We start from the raw sequence: 14,322 nt of genomic DNA on the forward strand, positions 1-14,322 counted from the left end.
GCGGGCGCTGTAAGCAGAGAAAGTGCCGCGAACGCAGGCTCCATGGAATGGGCCTCGCTCCGCTGCGGCTTGTTGTCGACCGAAAGTGTATACAGTTTTGGCAAAGGGCGGGATGCTTTTTTTGGGGCGCCACCGCCGGGAAAACCCTGTTCAGTCCAGCGATTGCAACAACTGTGCCGCCACCGCCACGGCGATCACCTCGGGCTCCTTGCCGGTGATGCCGGGCACGCCGATGGGGCAGGTGATGCGGGCCAGCTCCTGCGCCGTGAAGCCGCGCGCTTCGAGCCGGTGGCTGAAGGTGGCCCACTTGGTCTTGCTGCCGATCAGGCCGATGTAAGGCAGGTCGTCGCGCTCGCGCAGGCGCTTGAGGCAGGCGATGACGATGTCTAGGTCTTCGGCATGGCTGAAGCTCATGATCAGCACGCGGCTGCCCGGCGCGAGCGCTGCCACGGCGTCCTGCACCGGCTCGGAATGCTCGGTGTCGATCTGCGCGGGGAGTTCGTCCGGGAACACGCCATCGCGGCTGTCGATCCAGCGCACCGAAAACGGCAGTGCGGCCAGCAGGCGCGCCAGGGCGGCGCCGACGTGCCCGCCGCCGAACAGCGCCACGGGCTTGAGCTGCGCGACCAGTTCGCGCTGCAGCACGGGCGCATCGGCCGCGGTGATTCGCTGGTATGACAGGAACATCACGCCGCCGCAGCACTGCCCCAGGCTGGGACCCAGGGGGTAGCGCTGGATGCCTTCGAACGGCGCGCGCAGGCCCGCGAGCAACTCGCGCGCTTCTTTCGTGGCCTGGAATTCAAGCTGGCCGCCGCCGATGGTGGCCGTGAGCCCGTCGGCCCACACCGCCATCCAGGTGCCGGCCTCGCGCGGCGCCGAGCCCTGCGTGGACTCGACGCGCACCAGCACGCCGTCTTCCTGGCGAAGACGCGCCAGCAATTGGTCGACCGCACCGCTCATGTTGATGGATACCTCCGGTTGCCCGGCCCGTGGAGAGTCACGGTATAAACCCGGCGATGAATCGCCAGCTTACGCCCCGACGCCTCGCGCTCGCAGCCTCCCTTCTTTCGGCCCTCTGGCTCGCCGGCTGCGGCTCCACCGGGTCGGTGCCCGGCCAGTTGAGCGGCGCCAGCGGCGACGTGGGTTCCGGCCCCGTGCCGCGCGCATCGAACGCGGCCAGCGCGCGCGACTACCGCCGCGACGCCGCCCGCCACATCTACGACGCCAACCGCTCGCGCATCTACAAGGGCCAGCTGCCGCCGGTGCTCTATGCGGTGGGCACGCTGGAAGTGAACCTCGACACGGGCGGCAAGGTGCGTTCGATGCGCTGGCTGCGCGCGCCCAAGCACGCGCCGGAGGTGATCGCCGAGATCGAGCGCACGGTGCTCAAGGCCTCGCCCTTCCCGCCAGCCACCCGCCTGGGCACCGTCACATGGACGGACACCTGGCTGTGGGACGAAAGCGGCCGCTTTCAACTCGACACCCTGACGGAAGGCCAGCAGCAAGGGGATTGACGATCCGTCGGATCGGGGAAAACGCCGGACATTCGCGTGGGGGCCGCCGCGCACGGCCGCCCGAAGCGGCCGGCCCGCCCCCGGTAGGGGGTAGGAGAAGCGACACGAAGTGCGCGGAGCCTGGGGGCGAGCATCAGGAGCCGCGGTACGTGGAGTAGCTCCACGGGCTCACGAGCAGGGGCACGTGGTAGTGCTGGTCGGTGTGCGCCACGCCGAAGTCCAGCGACACCTTGTTCAGGAAATTGGGCTCCGGCAGCTTGACGCCGCGGGCCTTGAAGTAGCCCGCCACGTCGAACACCAGCCGGTAGGTGCCGGCCTTCAACGAGTTGTTGTCGTACAGCGGCCCGTCGCTGCGGCCGTCCGAATTCAGCGTGAAGCGCTTGACCAGCGTGGTGGCGTCGCCGTCGGTGGTGTACAGCGCCACCTCCATGCCCGCGGCGGGGCCGCCATGCATCGTGTCCAGTACGTGAGTGCTCAGGCCCATGGGGCGCTCCTTGAAAGTCCGAAGGTTGGATCGGTGGGTGCGGGATATTCCGGTGGACAAAAGTGTATACAGTTCGCGGCTTTGGGTCTATCATGAAAAACATGGAGTCCTCCACCACCCGTTCGATCGTCGATGCGCTCACCAAGGCCATCGTCGAGCACCGGCTTCAGCCCGGCACCAAGCTGGCCGAGCAGAAGCTGGCCGATCACTTCGGCGTGTCGCGCACGCTGGTGCGGCAGGCCCTGTTCCAGCTGTCGCAGAACAAGCTCATCCGCCTGGAGCCCGCGCGGGGCGCCTTCGTGGCCGCGCCCGCCGTCGACGAAGCCAAGCAGGTGTTCGCCGTGCGCCGCATGCTCGAGGCCGAGATGACGCGCGAGTTCGTGCGCACCGTCACGCCCGCCAAGATCAAGGCGCTGAAGGAGCATGTGGCGCTCGAGAAATCCGCGGTATCGGGCGAAGACATCTCCGGGCGCACCGAGCTGCTCGGCGACTTCCACGTGCGCATGGCCGAGCTCATGGGCAACCAGGTGCTGGCGCAGATCCTCGGCGAGCTGATCTCGCGCTGCGCCCTCATCACGCTGATGTACCAGAGCACCAGCGCGGCCGAGCACTCCAACGACGAGCACGCCGACATCGTGAAGGCACTGGCCGCGCGCGATGAGGAACGCGCCGTGCGCCTCATGACCGAACACCTCGAGCACGTCGAGGCCAATTTGACCTTCGACCGCAAGGTCCCGACCAACGACATCTCGCTGGCGCTGTCCTGAAAAGCCTATGACCGTCTACGACTCCACCCTGCCCTACCCCCGCGACCTCGTCGGCTACGGCCGCAACCCGCCCCATGCGCAGTGGCCCGGCGGCGCGCGCGTCGCGGTGCAGTTCGTGCTGAACTACGAAGAAGGCGGCGAGAACGCCACGCTGCACGGCGACGCGGGCTCCGAGCAGTTCCTCTCCGAGATGTTCAACCCGGCGAGCTTTCCCGACCGGCACATCAGCATGGAGGGCATCTACGAATACGGCTCGCGCGCCGGCGTCTGGCGCATCCTGCGCGAGTTCGAGAAACGCGGCCTGCCGCTCACCGTGTTCGGCGTGGGCATGGCGCTCGAGCGCTACCCGGAGCTGACGGCCGCCTTCAAGGAACTGGGCCATGAAATTGCCTGCCACGGCTGGCGCTGGATCCACTACCAGAACCTCGACGAAGCCACCGAGCGCGAACACATGCGCCTGGGCATGGAAGCCATCGAGAAGCTCACCGGCGAACGCGCCCTGGGCTGGTACACCGGCCGCGACAGCCCGCGCACGCGCCGCCTCGTGGCCGACTACGGCGGCTTCGAGTACGACAGCGACTACTACGGCGACGACCTGCCCTTCTGGATGAAAGTGCGCAAGACCGACGGCACGGTGGTGCCGCAGCTCATCGTGCCCTACACGCTCGACTGCAACGACATGCGCTTCGCGCTGCCGCAGGGCTACTCGCATGCCGATCCGTTCTTCCAGTACATGAAGGACACCTTCGACGCGCTCTACGCCGAGGGCGACCCCGCCGGCGACAACAGCCCGAAGATGATGAGCATCGGCATGCACTGCCGCCTGCTCGGTCGGCCCGGGCGCATCACCGCGCTTCAGCGCTTCCTGGACCACATCGCACGGCACGACAAGGTGTGGGTCTGCCGCCGCGTCGACATCGCGCGCCACTGGAAGCAGGCGCACCCCTTCGAAGCAGGAGCCGCATCGTGAGCCTCACCATCGCCCAACTCAATGCCGCGGTGCCGGCCGCAGCTGTCGCGCTGCTCGACGGCATCTACGAGCATTCGCCCTGGATCGCGCAGCGCGCGCTGGCCGCCCGCCCGTTCCGCTCGCTCGCGCACCTCAAGCATGCGCTGGTGCGCGCGCTGGCCGAATCGTCGGCCGACGAACAGATCGGCCTGATCCGCGCCCACCCGGAGCTGGCGGGCAAGGCCATGGTCAGCAAGACGCTGACGGCCGAGTCGACCAACGAGCAGAGCAAGGCCGGCCTGACCGACTGCACGCCCGAGGAGTTCGCGAAGATCCAGCAGCTCAACGCCGACTACAACGCCAAGTTCGGCTTCCCGTTCATCCTGGCCGTGCGCGGACCGCGCGGCACCGGGCTGCCCAAGCGCGAGATCATCGAGACCTTCGAGCGCCGGCTGCACAACCACCCGTCGTTCGAACTGGGCGAGGCGCTGCGCAACATCCACCGCATCGCCGAGATCCGCCTGAACGACAAGTTCGCCGCCGACGTCACGCTCGGCAACGACGTGTGGGACTGGCAGGAGCAGCTCTCGGTGCACACCGACCCCGGCTACGCCGAGAAGGGCCAGCTCACCGTCACCTACCTGACCGACGCGCACCGCGCCTGCGCCGCGCAGATCAGCGCGCTGATGCGCGACGTGGGTTTCGATTCGGTGCACATCGATGCCGTGGGCAACGTGGTGGGCCGCTATGAAGGTACGACGCCCGACGCAAAGACGCTGCTCACCGGCTCGCACTACGACACCGTGCGCAACGGCGGCAAGTACGACGGCCGCCTCGGCATCTTCGTGCCGATCGCCTGCGTGCGCGAACTCAAGCGGCAGAACAAGCGCCTGCCCTTCGCCTTCGAGGTGGTGGGCTTCGCCGAAGAGGAAGGCCAGCGCTACAAGGCGACCTTCCTGGGCTCGGGCGCGCTCATCGGCCACTTCGACCCGCGCTGGCTCGACCAGAAGGACGCCGACGGCGTCACCATGCGCGAAGCCATGCAGCACGCGGGCCTGAAGCAGGAAGACATCCCGAAGATCCAGCGCGACCCGGCGCGCTACCTCGGCTTCGTCGAGGTGCACATCGAACAGGGCCCGGTGCTCACCGAGCTCGACCTGCCGCTGGGCATCGTCACCTCCATCAACGGCAGCGTGCGCTACGTGGGCGAGGTCATCGGCATGGCCAGCCACGCCGGCACCACGCCCATGGACCGCCGCCGAGACGCCGCGGCCGCCGTGGCCGAGCTGATCCTCTACACCGAGCAGCGCGCCTCCAAAGATGGCGACTCGGTCGGCACAGTCGGCATGCTCGAAGTGCCGAGCGGCTCCATCAACGTGGTGCCGGGCCGCTGCAAGTTCAGCCTCGACCTGCGCGCGCCCAACAACGAACAGCGCGATGCATTGGCCACCGACGTGGTCAACGCCCTGAAAGACATCTGCGAGCGACGCGGCGTGCGCTTCGAGCTCGAAGAGACGATGCGCGCCGCCGCCGCCCCCAGCGCACCTGCGTGGCAGCAGCGTTGGGAAAAGGCGGTCGACGCACTCGGCATTCCGCTCTTTCGCATGCCCAGCGGCGCCGGCCACGACGCCATGAAGCTGCACGAGGTGATGCCGCAGGCCATGCTCTTCGTGCGCGGCATCAACTCGGGCATCAGCCACAACCCGCTCGAATCGAGCACCAACGACGACATCCAGCTCGCGGTGCAGGCCTTCCAGCTGCTACTGGACAACCTGGCCGCCGAACAAGCCCACTGATTCACAGAAGAACAACCATGACCGACTACGCAAAGCTCGACGCCTGGATCGACGCCCACTTCGACGAGGAAGTGAAGTTCCTGCAGCAACTGGTGCAGGTGCCCACCGACACGCCGCCGGGCAACAACGCGCCGCACGCCGAACGCACCGCCGAGCTGTTGAAGGACTTCGGCCTCGACGCCGAGAAGCACGCCGTGCCCGCGCAGGACGTGAAGGACTACGGCCTCGAATCGATCACCAACCTGATCGTGCGCCGCAAGTACGGCAACGACGGCCTGACGGTCGCGCTCAATGCCCACGGCGACGTGGTGCCCCCGGGCGAAGGCTGGACGCACGACCCGTACGGCGGCGAGATCGTCGACGGCAGCCTCTACGGCCGCGCCGCCGCCGTCAGCAAGAGCGATTTCGCGAGCTTCACCTTCGCGCTGCGCGCGCTCGAAGCCGTCGCCAGGCCCGCCAAGGGCAGCGTCGAGCTGCACTTCACCTACGACGAGGAATTCGGCGGCATCCTCGGCCCGGGCTGGCTGCTCGACAAGGGCCTGACCAAGCCCGACCTGATGATCGCGGCCGGCTTCAGCTACGAGGTGGTCACCGCCCACAACGGCTGCCTGCAGATGGAAGTGACGGTGCACGGCAAGATGGCCCACGCCGCCGTGCCGGCCACCGGCATCGACGCGCTGCAGGGCGCGGTGAAGATCCTCAACGCGCTGTATGCGCAGAACACGCTCTACCAGCAGGTCACGTCGAAGGTCGAGGGCATCACGCACCCGTACCTGAACGTGGGCCGCATCGAAGGCGGCACCAACACCAACGTCGTGCCCGGTAAGGTGGTGTTCAAGCTCGACCGCCGCATGATCCCCGAGGAGAACCCGGCCGAGGTCGAAGCCACCATCCGCAAGGTGATCGCCGATGCCGCGGCCGAGAGCGCCGGCATCACGGTCGAGATCAAGCGACTGCTGCTGGCCAACTCGATGAAGCCGCTGGCTGGCAACAAGCCGCTGGTCGACGCGATCCAGAAGCACGGCCAGGACGTGTTCGGCGAGCCGATCAAGGCCATGGGTACGCCGCTGTACACCGACGTGCGCCTGTACGTCGAGGCCGGCATTCCGGGCGTGATCTACGGGGCCGGGCCGCGCACCGTGCTCGAGTCGCACGCCAAGCGCAGCGACGAGCGCGTGGTGCTCGAAGACCTGCGCCGCGCCACCAAGGTGATCGCACGCACGCTCAGCGACCTGCTGGCCTGAGCGCTCCGGGCGCGCGGCCTGCCTGCTCAGGCCGGCCTGGCGCCCGACATGGGGGAGATCACCGCGGCCGCCCTGGTCCGGGCCTCGGCCCACGCCGTCATGTTGGGCAGGGGCGCTGGCCGCGCCAGGTGGTAGCCCTGCACCAGCGTGCAGCCCAGCGTGCGCAGGACATCAAGTTCTTCCTGCGTTTCCACGCCCTCGGCCACGACCTGGATGTTCAGCGAGCGGCCCAGCTGCACGATGGAATCGACCAGCACCACGTTGCCCGGCGACGCCGCCAGCCCCAGGATGAAGCTGCGGTCGATCTTGACCTGCCGCACGTATTCGCTGCGCAGCGACGCCAGCGATGAATAGCCCACGCCGAAGTCGTCCACCACGATCGCCACGCCGGCGGCCGACAGGGCGCTGAGGCGGCTGCGCGTCGCGTGGGTGTCGAGCGCCACCTCTTCGGTGATCTCGATCTGCAGCCGGGTCGGCGCGATGCCGCGGGTCTTCAGCATGCCGAGCACGATGTCGTCGACCGCGAGCTGCGCCATCTCGCGCGGCGACACGTTGATGGCGATCGGCACGTTCGCCAGCACCGAGCCCGAGGCCTCGAGCTGGCGCATCGCCCGGCAGACCTCGTCGACCAGGTGGCGCAGCAGCGGCTCCGCGACGCCGGTGTTGGCGGCGGCGAAGATCACTTCTTCCGGCGCGATGTGGCCGTGGCGCGGATGGTGCCAGCGCATCAGCGCCTCCAGGCTGTGGATGTGCTTGCCGTCGCAGCCCATGATCGGCTGGTACCACACGCCGATGGCGCGCGCTTCGATGGCGTTGAGCAGGTCGCGCTCCACGTCCCTGCGCGTGCCCAGCCGCAGGTTGAGGGGGGCGTCGAAGAACTGATAGCGGTTGCGCCCGGTGCGCTTGGCCTCGTAGAGCGCCTCGTCGGCAAAGCTGATCATGTCGGCGATTTCGGCGTCGCCCGACACCGAGATGCCGATGCTCACGCCCAGGTGGCCGCCGTAGTGCGCGGTGGCGAACGATATCGAGCGGATCAGCGCCTGCGCAATGGCCGCGGGCGCCTGGCGGGTGCCCTGGAGGCTGTAGAGCACCGCGAACTCGTCGCCGCCCCAGCGGCTCAGCACCGCGCGCAGGTCGGTGAGCTCGCGCTGCAGCCAGCCGGCCACGTCCTGCAGCACGCGGTCGCCGACCTTGTGGCCGAAGGCGTCGTTGACCGCCTTGAAGCCGTCCAGGTCGAGCAGCAACAGGCAGTGCTGCTGGCCGCGGGACGAGACGATGTGCAGCGTCGCCGCCTCGGTGAAGCCTTCGCGGTTGAGCAGCCCGGTCAGCGAGTCGTGCGAGGCGCGGAACGAGAGCTGCTGCGTCGCGTCCATCGACAGCGCGTGCACCTGGCGCAGCTGCTCCGCCATCGCGGTGGCCTCGTTGCGCAGCCGGCTGCCCTCGCGGAAGGTGCGCTCGCTGTGCACCGCGCTGCGCACCAGCGCCCCGAGGTACAGCAGCACCATCGCGGCCAGGCTCAAGTTGTCGAAGCCGCCCCAGTACACCAGGCACCCCGCCACCGACAGCAACGCCGGCGTGATGAAGCTGATCGGCACGAACGCGAAGGCCGTGCCGTAGGTCACGGAGCCCGCGCAGATGCCGCACACCACCGTCAGATAGAACACCGCCTGCGGCGATGAGTAGCCGTTGCACAGCAGCGGAATGAGCGCCCAGACCAGGCCCGAGACCCCGGCCAGCACCGCGGCCAGCCGCAGGTGCCATTCGACAGGCCGCCCCTTGGGCGAGGTTGCCACGCTGCCGTCCAGCAGCACGCCGCGCGACGGCGCGAACGGCCAGCGGCTGACATAGCTGCGCAGCCCGTTCACCGCGAGCGACAACATCAGCCAGCACAGCCCCTCGAACGCGCGGCCCGAATTGAGCGCCACCAGGGTCGCGGTGAAGCTCAGCACGATGTTGATCGGAATCGCGGCGAGCACGCTGCGGCGCACCATCACCAGCTGGTCGGCCCGCACCATGCGCGAGAGCAACTCAGCATCTACGGAAGCGGTGAGCGTGGGGAGAGGCGCGCTGAGATTCATGGAAGGGGTCGAGTTTATAGAGCGCGAACGACCGTGCGGCCAGCGAAGGCCTTGTTCTCGCGAATTTGGGGTGCGGGAACAACGAACTTTCGTTTCTCTTTCATCCGGGCGTCATGGCTGGCTCCGAGACTCCGTAGCCCTTTTGGGTCCACGTGTTTTACACGCCTGTCATCTTTTCAGAACGCCATGTCCTACCGTTTTTCGATTGCTCCCCCCTTCCGGCGCACGCTCTTTTCCACCCTCGCCATTGGCACGCTGATGCTGGCCGGCTGCGGCGGCGGCTCCGATGCCCCGGGTTTCGTGCCGCTGCCGACGGCCACCGCGCCGGCTCCGGCGCCCGCCCCTGCCCCTGCCCCTGCACCGGCCCCAGCCCCGGCAGCCGGACCCACGGGCCGCTGGACCATCGGCGACCTGCACATCCACACGATGCAGTCGGACGACGCACAGCAGGTCAACAAGCTCGACCAGGTGCTCGCCCAGGCCTTCGACCGCTTCGGGCTCGACTGGGCTGCGCTGTCCGACCACCTGCGCATGTCTTCCTACGACAACGACGGCAACAAGCTGGCGACGGCGATCCCGTTCTCGGAGGGCATGGCCAAGTACCAGGTGCCGCGCATCAAGGCATTGCAGGCCGCAGGCAAGTACGCGGACAAGACGATCTTCGCGTCCTTCGAGTGGGACATGCCCTCGCACGACCACGGCAACGTCGGGCTGCTGACGGACAACCCGATGTCGGCCACGGCACTGAAGGCCGCGAACCAGTTCGAGTACCTCTTCACCAACCGCCCCGACTCGGCCTTCGCGCCGGAAGACGTGGCGGCCTGGGGTCCGAAGGCCGGCACCGGCTACAACACCCACGCGGAGACGCTGGCCGCCATCTCGTGGCTGAAGAGCAACTACCCCGACACCAGCTACCTGCAGATCAACCATCCGTCGCGCAATCCCGGCAAATACACGATCGCGCAGCTGCGTGAAATGAACGACCTCGCGCCGAACATCGTGTTCTCGCTCGAAGGCATGGTCGGCAACCAGATGGAGCCCGACCGCGGCGGCTACACCAGCGACTACATTCCGGCCAATCTGCCATCGCGCGTCTACGGCGGTGTCGACTACCTCGTCGCCAAGCTCGGCGGCACCTGGGACGCGCTGCTGTCCGAAGGCCGCCACATCTGGAACGTGGCGGACTCCGACTACCACTTCACCATCTCCCAGGGCCAGTACAGCAGCGGCTACGCACCGGGCGAATACGCCAAGAACCACCTGTGGGGCGACATCAAGGACCCGAAGTCGCTGCTCGCGGCCATGCGCTCGGGCAAGCTCTTCGCGGTGAACGGCGACCTCATCAACGCACTCGACTTCAAGGTGCAAAGCGCCAAGGGCGCGGGCGAGATGGGCTCCGAAGTGGCGGCCAAGGCCGGCGAAGATTTGAAGATCACCATCCGCTTCAAGAGCCCCGAGCGCAACAACTTCGAATACCAGCTCGGCAGCGGCGTCTTCGCCAACGTGAAGCCGGCGGTCGACCACATCGACCTGATCGCCGGCGACGTGACCGGGCTCGAGAAGCCGGGCACGCCGGGCTACTCGCGCGACACCAACACGTCGACCCGCGTGCTCAAGCGCTTCACCCGCAACGACTGGAAGCTGGACGCAGACGGCTATTTCGCCGTGACCTACACCGTGAAGGCCGGCAACAATCAGTACTTCCGCCTGCGCGGCACCAACCTGGGCACCGACGTGCCGGGCGAGACGGCCGCAGGCGAACCGCTGCCCGACGCCAAGGTGGTGGTGACCGACAACGTCGCGCGCTTCAATGCCATCAATGCGCGCAACTACGCGGATCTGTGGTTCTACTCGAACCCGGTGTTCGTGAAGGTGGCGGCGCAGTAGGCGCTCGACGACGCGGCGCCACTGGCGCCGCCTTCGGTTCTCCCCTCCCGGGATAACCCTCTGACCCTCCCAAAGTCTTCTTGCCTACATTACTTGTATGCAAGAAAAGGCATTGCTTGCATGCAAAACCTCGACAAGACAGACAGGAGACTCCATGCCTCGTTTCGCCAAATCGCTTTTCGGTCAGGTGGTTATCGCGCTGGTTCTTGGCGTGCTCGCGGGGCTCCTTGCCCCGGAGTACGCCGTCAAGCTCAAGCCGCTGGGTGACGGGTTCATCAAGCTGATCAAGATGATCATCCCGGTGCTGGTGTTCTGCGTGGTGGTGCATGGCATTGCCGGCGCGGGAGACCTCAAGCGCGTGGGCCGGGTGGGCGTGAAGTCGCTCATCTACTTCGAAGTGCTGACCACCATCGCGCTGGCGATGGGCCTGGTGCTGGCTTTCGTGTTCCAGCCCGGCGCCGGCATGAACGTCGACCCGTCGAAACTCGACCCGGCCGCCATGAGCGCCTACGCCTCGAACGCCGACAAGCTCACGAGCGGCGGCACGGTCGAGTTCCTGATGAAGCTCATTCCGACCACGGTGGTCAACGCCTTCGCCACCGGCGACGTGCTGCAGGTGCTGCTGTTCGCGGTGCTATTCGGATGCGCGCTCACGCTGCTGGGCGATCGCGGCAAGCCGGTGGCGGTGGTGGTTGATGCGCTCTCGCTGGTGCTGTTCAAGATCATGGGAATCATCATCAAGCTGGCGCCGCTGGGCGTGCTGGGTGCCATCGCGTTCACGGTAGGACAGTACGGCATCGGCTCGCTCAAGCAGCTCGGCATGCTGGTGGCTCTTTTCTACGGCGCGGTGCTGGTCTTCGTGTTCGTGGTGCTCGGGCTGGTGATGCGCATGTCTGGCTTCAGCCTGATCAAGCTGCTGCGCTACCTGCGCGAAGAGCTCACCATCGTGTTCGCCACCACCTCTTCGGACAGCGTGCTGCCGCAGGTCATGGCCAAGCTGCGCCGCATGGGCATCCGTGATTCGACGGTCGGGCTGGTGATTCCCACCGGCTATTCGTTCAACCTCGATGCCTTCTCGATCTACATCACGCTGGCCGCGGTGTTCATCGCGCAGGCCACCAACACGCCGATTTCGATGGCCGACCTGATGACGATCCTGGCAATTGCGCTGGTCACGTCGAAGGGCGCGCACGGCGTGCCGGGCTCGGCCATCGTGGTGCTGGCCGCCACGCTGCATGCGATTCCGGCCATTCCCGCCATCGGGCTGGTGCTGGTGCTGTCGGTGGACTGGTTCATGGGCATTGCCCGCGCGCTGGGCAACCTGATCGGCAACTGCGTGGCAACGGTGGCCATCGCGGCCTGGGAAGGCGACATTGACCGCGAACGCGCGCACGCGGTGCTTGACGGCAACTACGCCCCCGAAGCCCTGGATGGCGAGCCTCTGGCAGCGGCCGCGCCCGTGGCAAACGCAGGCACCGCCACCACCACCCCCGCACACTGAGTGAGCCACATGCCCACCGACGTCAGCCCCACCGCCATCGCCGAGCGCGTGGTCGAGGCCATCCTCGCGCAGAAGCTTGCGCCGGGCGAGCGGCTGGGCGAGCAGGCGCTGGCCGAGAACTTCTCGGTGAGCCGCACCATGGTGCGCGAGGCGCTGATGCAGCTGCAGGCGCGCGGCTTCGTTGAGGTGCAGTCGCGCCGCGGCTGGTATGTCGTGGAGCCTTCGGCCGAAGAGGCGCGCGACGCCTTCTCGGCACGCCGCATCGTCGAGGCCGGCATCCTGGCCGCGAGCGAGGGCCGCCCATTGGGCAAGGTGATCCGGAAACTGCGCGACCACATCGCCGACGAGCAGCGCGCCATCGAAGGCGCCGACGCCGCCACCCGCGCCTTCCTGCTGGCCGACTTCCACGTGTGCCTGGCCGAGCAGATGGGGCATCAGTTGCTGGTCGACGTGCTGCGCGACCTCACGGCGCGTACCACCCTTGCGGCCACGCTCTACCAGTCGAAGCACGAGGCTGGGCAGTCGTGCGCGGAGCACGGCGCGATCGTCGCCGCGCTCGAAGCGGGCGATACGGACAAGGCGCGCCGCTTGATGCTCGACCACATCGGCAATGTCGAGCGCGCGCTGGAAGTCGACGCTGCGGCGGAGCCGGACGCGACGAGCAGGCTGAAGGCTACGCTGGCCCCCGTAGCATTGCCCCGCGCCAGGCGCTGAAGCTGTGTACTAGTACCGGCGACCGCTATCGGTTCGATAGCAGCGATCCCCAGCGGCGCAGCGACTCCCGGCAGTTTCCCCTATGAATCCGCTTAGCCAATACGAGGGCGCGCCCGCTGACACAGGTGCGGGTTCCGGCTCGGCTACAGTCCGAGACACTTATGAACTCACCCCAACTCCAGCGCGGCGTGTTCCTCGCCCTTCTCGCCGCTGTCACCGCTGCCTTCATCTGGGTGCTGCTGCCGTTCTTCGGCGCGGTGCTCTGGGGCGTGGCACTGGCGATCTTGTTCACGCCGCTGTTCCGCTGGCTGCTCAGGAAGATGCCAGGCAAGCTCAACGCCGCCGCCTTGCTGACGCTGGCCATCTGCCTGTTCATCGTGATTCTTCCCCTGGCCATGGTCGGCGTGTCGCTGGTGCAGGAAGTGGCGCTGGTCACGCAGAACATCCGCTCGGGGCAGATTAACTTCGCGGCCTACTTCCAGCAGATCCTGGACGCCTCGCCGCAGTGGCTGCTGAACCTGGTCGAACGCTTCAACCTCGGCGACATGGCGGCGTGGCAGGCGCGCATCTCGGCCGCCGCCGGCCAGGCGAGCCAGATCATCGCGAGCCAGGCGCTGGCCATCGGCCAGAACACCTTCGACTTCGTGGTCAGCTTCTTCGTCATGCTGTACCTGCTGTACTTCCTGCTGCGCGACGGCGCGGCACTGTCCAAGCGCATGCGCGACGCCGTGCCGCTGGCCAAGCCGCACACGCACTACCTGCTGAACAAGTTCACCACCGTCATCCGCGCGACCGTCAAGGGCAACGTGGCCGTGGCCATCGCGCAGGGCACGCTCGGCGGGCTGGCCTTCTGGTTCCTCGGCGTGCAGGGCGCGCTGCTGTGGGCGGTGCTGATGGCCTTCCTGTCGCTGCTGCCGGCGGTGGGCGCCGCGCTGATCTGGGGCCCGGTGGCCATCTACTTCCTGGCCACGGGGCATTTCTGGCAGGGCGGCGTGCTGATCTTCGTGGGCGTGTTCGTGATCGGCCTGGTCGACAACATCCTGCGCCCGCTGCTGGTGGGCAAGGACACGCAGATGCCCGACTACATCGTGTTGATGTCGACCATCGGCGGCATGGCGCTCTTCGGCATCAACGGCTTCGTGATCGGGCCGGTGATCGCGGCGCTGTTCATGGCGGCGTGGAGCCTGTTCGCGGACTCGGGGCATGTGGGAACGGGGCACGACGAGCCGGCCGAAGGCACGCAGGCCGTCCAAACCACCCAAGACACCGAACACAAGAAGCGGAGCTGAGGCGCGGGCTCACCCGCTCCATGCCGCGCCGCGCGCATTTCGCGCACGCTGTGCGGCATTCCGTCGCATGGCACTGGGCACCGCGCGGGGCCTGAGAGA

Annotated in this window: 12 protein-coding genes; 9 read left to right on the forward strand and 3 right to left on the reverse strand. The window is 67.4% G+C overall.

The features are described 5' to 3' along the window. Positions 1–150: 150 nt before the first annotated feature. Positions 151–960: a xanthine dehydrogenase accessory protein XdhC gene (gene xdhC, locus QRN67_RS22405; RefSeq protein WP_081269342.1), complete on the reverse strand. Its 810-nt coding sequence runs from the start codon at positions 958–960 to the stop codon at positions 151–153. A gap of 56 nt (positions 961–1,016) precedes the next feature. Between xdhC and QRN67_RS22410 the strand changes: the two genes are divergently transcribed. After that, complete coding sequence (locus tag QRN67_RS22410; RefSeq protein ID WP_081269341.1) at positions 1,017–1,514, forward strand: hypothetical protein; 498 nt, start codon at positions 1,017–1,019, stop codon at positions 1,512–1,514. A 133-nt stretch (positions 1,515–1,647) separates the two neighbouring features. Here the strand turns inward: QRN67_RS22410 and uraH are convergent, their stop codons facing one another. Continuing rightward, positions 1,648–1,998 carry a hydroxyisourate hydrolase gene (gene uraH / locus QRN67_RS22415; RefSeq protein ID WP_285413672.1) on the reverse strand — a complete coding sequence of 117 codons (351 nt, stop codon included), beginning with the start codon at positions 1,996–1,998 and terminating at the stop codon, positions 1,648–1,650. A 92-nt stretch (positions 1,999–2,090) separates the two neighbouring features. On the opposite strand from uraH, the gene QRN67_RS22420 reads away from it, so the two are divergent. From QRN67_RS22420 to QRN67_RS22435, 4 genes are read left to right on the forward strand one after another with little or no spacing between them, the layout of a single operon-like run. Further along, positions 2,091–2,765, forward strand: coding sequence for a GntR family transcriptional regulator (locus tag QRN67_RS22420; protein WP_081269340.1), 675 nt, complete (start codon positions 2,091–2,093; stop codon positions 2,763–2,765). Positions 2,766–2,772: 7 nt separating this feature from the next. Next, positions 2,773–3,735: an allantoinase PuuE gene (puuE, locus tag QRN67_RS22425; protein ID WP_106938108.1), complete on the forward strand. Its 963-nt coding sequence runs from the start codon at positions 2,773–2,775 to the stop codon at positions 3,733–3,735. Further along, positions 3,732–5,510 carry a 2-oxo-4-hydroxy-4-carboxy-5-ureidoimidazoline decarboxylase gene (gene uraD / locus QRN67_RS22430; protein WP_285413673.1) on the forward strand — a complete coding sequence of 593 codons (1,779 nt, stop codon included), beginning with the start codon at positions 3,732–3,734 and terminating at the stop codon, positions 5,508–5,510. Before puuE ends, uraD begins: the two co-directional genes overlap by 4 nt. 17 nt (positions 5,511–5,527) lie before the next feature. Continuing rightward, on the forward strand, positions 5,528–6,754 hold the full coding sequence (locus QRN67_RS22435; RefSeq protein ID WP_081269337.1) for a M20 family metallopeptidase: 1,227 nt from the start codon (positions 5,528–5,530) through the stop codon (positions 6,752–6,754). A 26-nt stretch (positions 6,755–6,780) separates the two neighbouring features. Here the strand turns inward: QRN67_RS22435 and QRN67_RS22440 are convergent, their stop codons facing one another. Continuing rightward, positions 6,781–8,832, reverse strand: a complete 2,052-nt coding sequence (locus QRN67_RS22440) for a putative bifunctional diguanylate cyclase/phosphodiesterase (RefSeq protein ID WP_081269336.1) — start codon at positions 8,830–8,832, stop codon at positions 6,781–6,783. Between the two features lie 186 nt (positions 8,833–9,018). On the opposite strand from QRN67_RS22440, the gene QRN67_RS22445 reads away from it, so the two are divergent. From QRN67_RS22445 to QRN67_RS22460, 4 genes are all read left to right on the forward strand, one after another. Beyond that, entirely contained in the window at positions 9,019–10,719 is a 1,701-nt protein-coding gene (locus tag QRN67_RS22445) for a CehA/McbA family metallohydrolase domain-containing protein (RefSeq protein ID WP_285413674.1), read from the forward strand. 154 nt (positions 10,720–10,873) lie between these two features. Further along, positions 10,874–12,220 (forward strand): C4-dicarboxylate transporter DctA, encoded by a 1,347-nt coding sequence (locus QRN67_RS22450; RefSeq protein WP_081269334.1) that lies wholly within the window; start codon positions 10,874–10,876, stop codon positions 12,218–12,220. Between the two features lie 9 nt (positions 12,221–12,229). Then, positions 12,230–12,934: a GntR family transcriptional regulator gene (locus tag QRN67_RS22455; protein WP_081269333.1), complete on the forward strand. Its 705-nt coding sequence runs from the start codon at positions 12,230–12,232 to the stop codon at positions 12,932–12,934. Positions 12,935–13,095: 161 nt separating this feature from the next. Continuing rightward, complete coding sequence (locus QRN67_RS22460) at positions 13,096–14,223, forward strand: AI-2E family transporter (protein WP_081269332.1); 1,128 nt, start codon at positions 13,096–13,098, stop codon at positions 14,221–14,223. The last annotated feature ends 99 nt before the right edge of the window (positions 14,224–14,322 follow it).

Source organism: Variovorax sp. efr-133-TYG-130 (assembly GCF_030208835.1).
In the GTDB taxonomy this organism is placed as follows: Bacteria; Pseudomonadota; Gammaproteobacteria; order Burkholderiales; family Burkholderiaceae_C; genus Variovorax.

Excerpts from the sequence above, each read along its gene's own strand:
- xdhC (WP_081269342.1), bottom strand. The coding sequence starts at position 960 with ATGAGCGGTGCGGTCGACCAATTGCTGGCGCGTCTTCGCCAGGAAGAC.
- QRN67_RS22410 (WP_081269341.1), top strand. The coding sequence starts at position 1,017 with ATGAATCGCCAGCTTACGCCCCGACGCCTCGCGCTCGCAGCCTCCCTT.
- uraH (WP_285413672.1), bottom strand. The coding sequence starts at position 1,998 with ATGGGCCTGAGCACTCACGTACTGGACACGATGCATGGCGGCCCCGCC.
- QRN67_RS22420 (WP_081269340.1), top strand. The coding sequence starts at position 2,091 with ATGAAAAACATGGAGTCCTCCACCACCCGTTCGATCGTCGATGCGCTC.
- puuE (WP_106938108.1), top strand. The coding sequence starts at position 2,773 with ATGACCGTCTACGACTCCACCCTGCCCTACCCCCGCGACCTCGTCGGC.
- QRN67_RS22435 (WP_081269337.1), top strand. The coding sequence starts at position 5,528 with ATGACCGACTACGCAAAGCTCGACGCCTGGATCGACGCCCACTTCGAC.
- QRN67_RS22440 (WP_081269336.1), bottom strand. The coding sequence starts at position 8,832 with ATGAATCTCAGCGCGCCTCTCCCCACGCTCACCGCTTCCGTAGATGCT.
- QRN67_RS22445 (WP_285413674.1), top strand. The coding sequence starts at position 9,019 with ATGTCCTACCGTTTTTCGATTGCTCCCCCCTTCCGGCGCACGCTCTTT.
- QRN67_RS22450 (WP_081269334.1), top strand. The coding sequence starts at position 10,874 with ATGCCTCGTTTCGCCAAATCGCTTTTCGGTCAGGTGGTTATCGCGCTG.
- QRN67_RS22455 (WP_081269333.1), top strand. The coding sequence starts at position 12,230 with ATGCCCACCGACGTCAGCCCCACCGCCATCGCCGAGCGCGTGGTCGAG.
- QRN67_RS22460 (WP_081269332.1), top strand. The coding sequence starts at position 13,096 with ATGAACTCACCCCAACTCCAGCGCGGCGTGTTCCTCGCCCTTCTCGCC.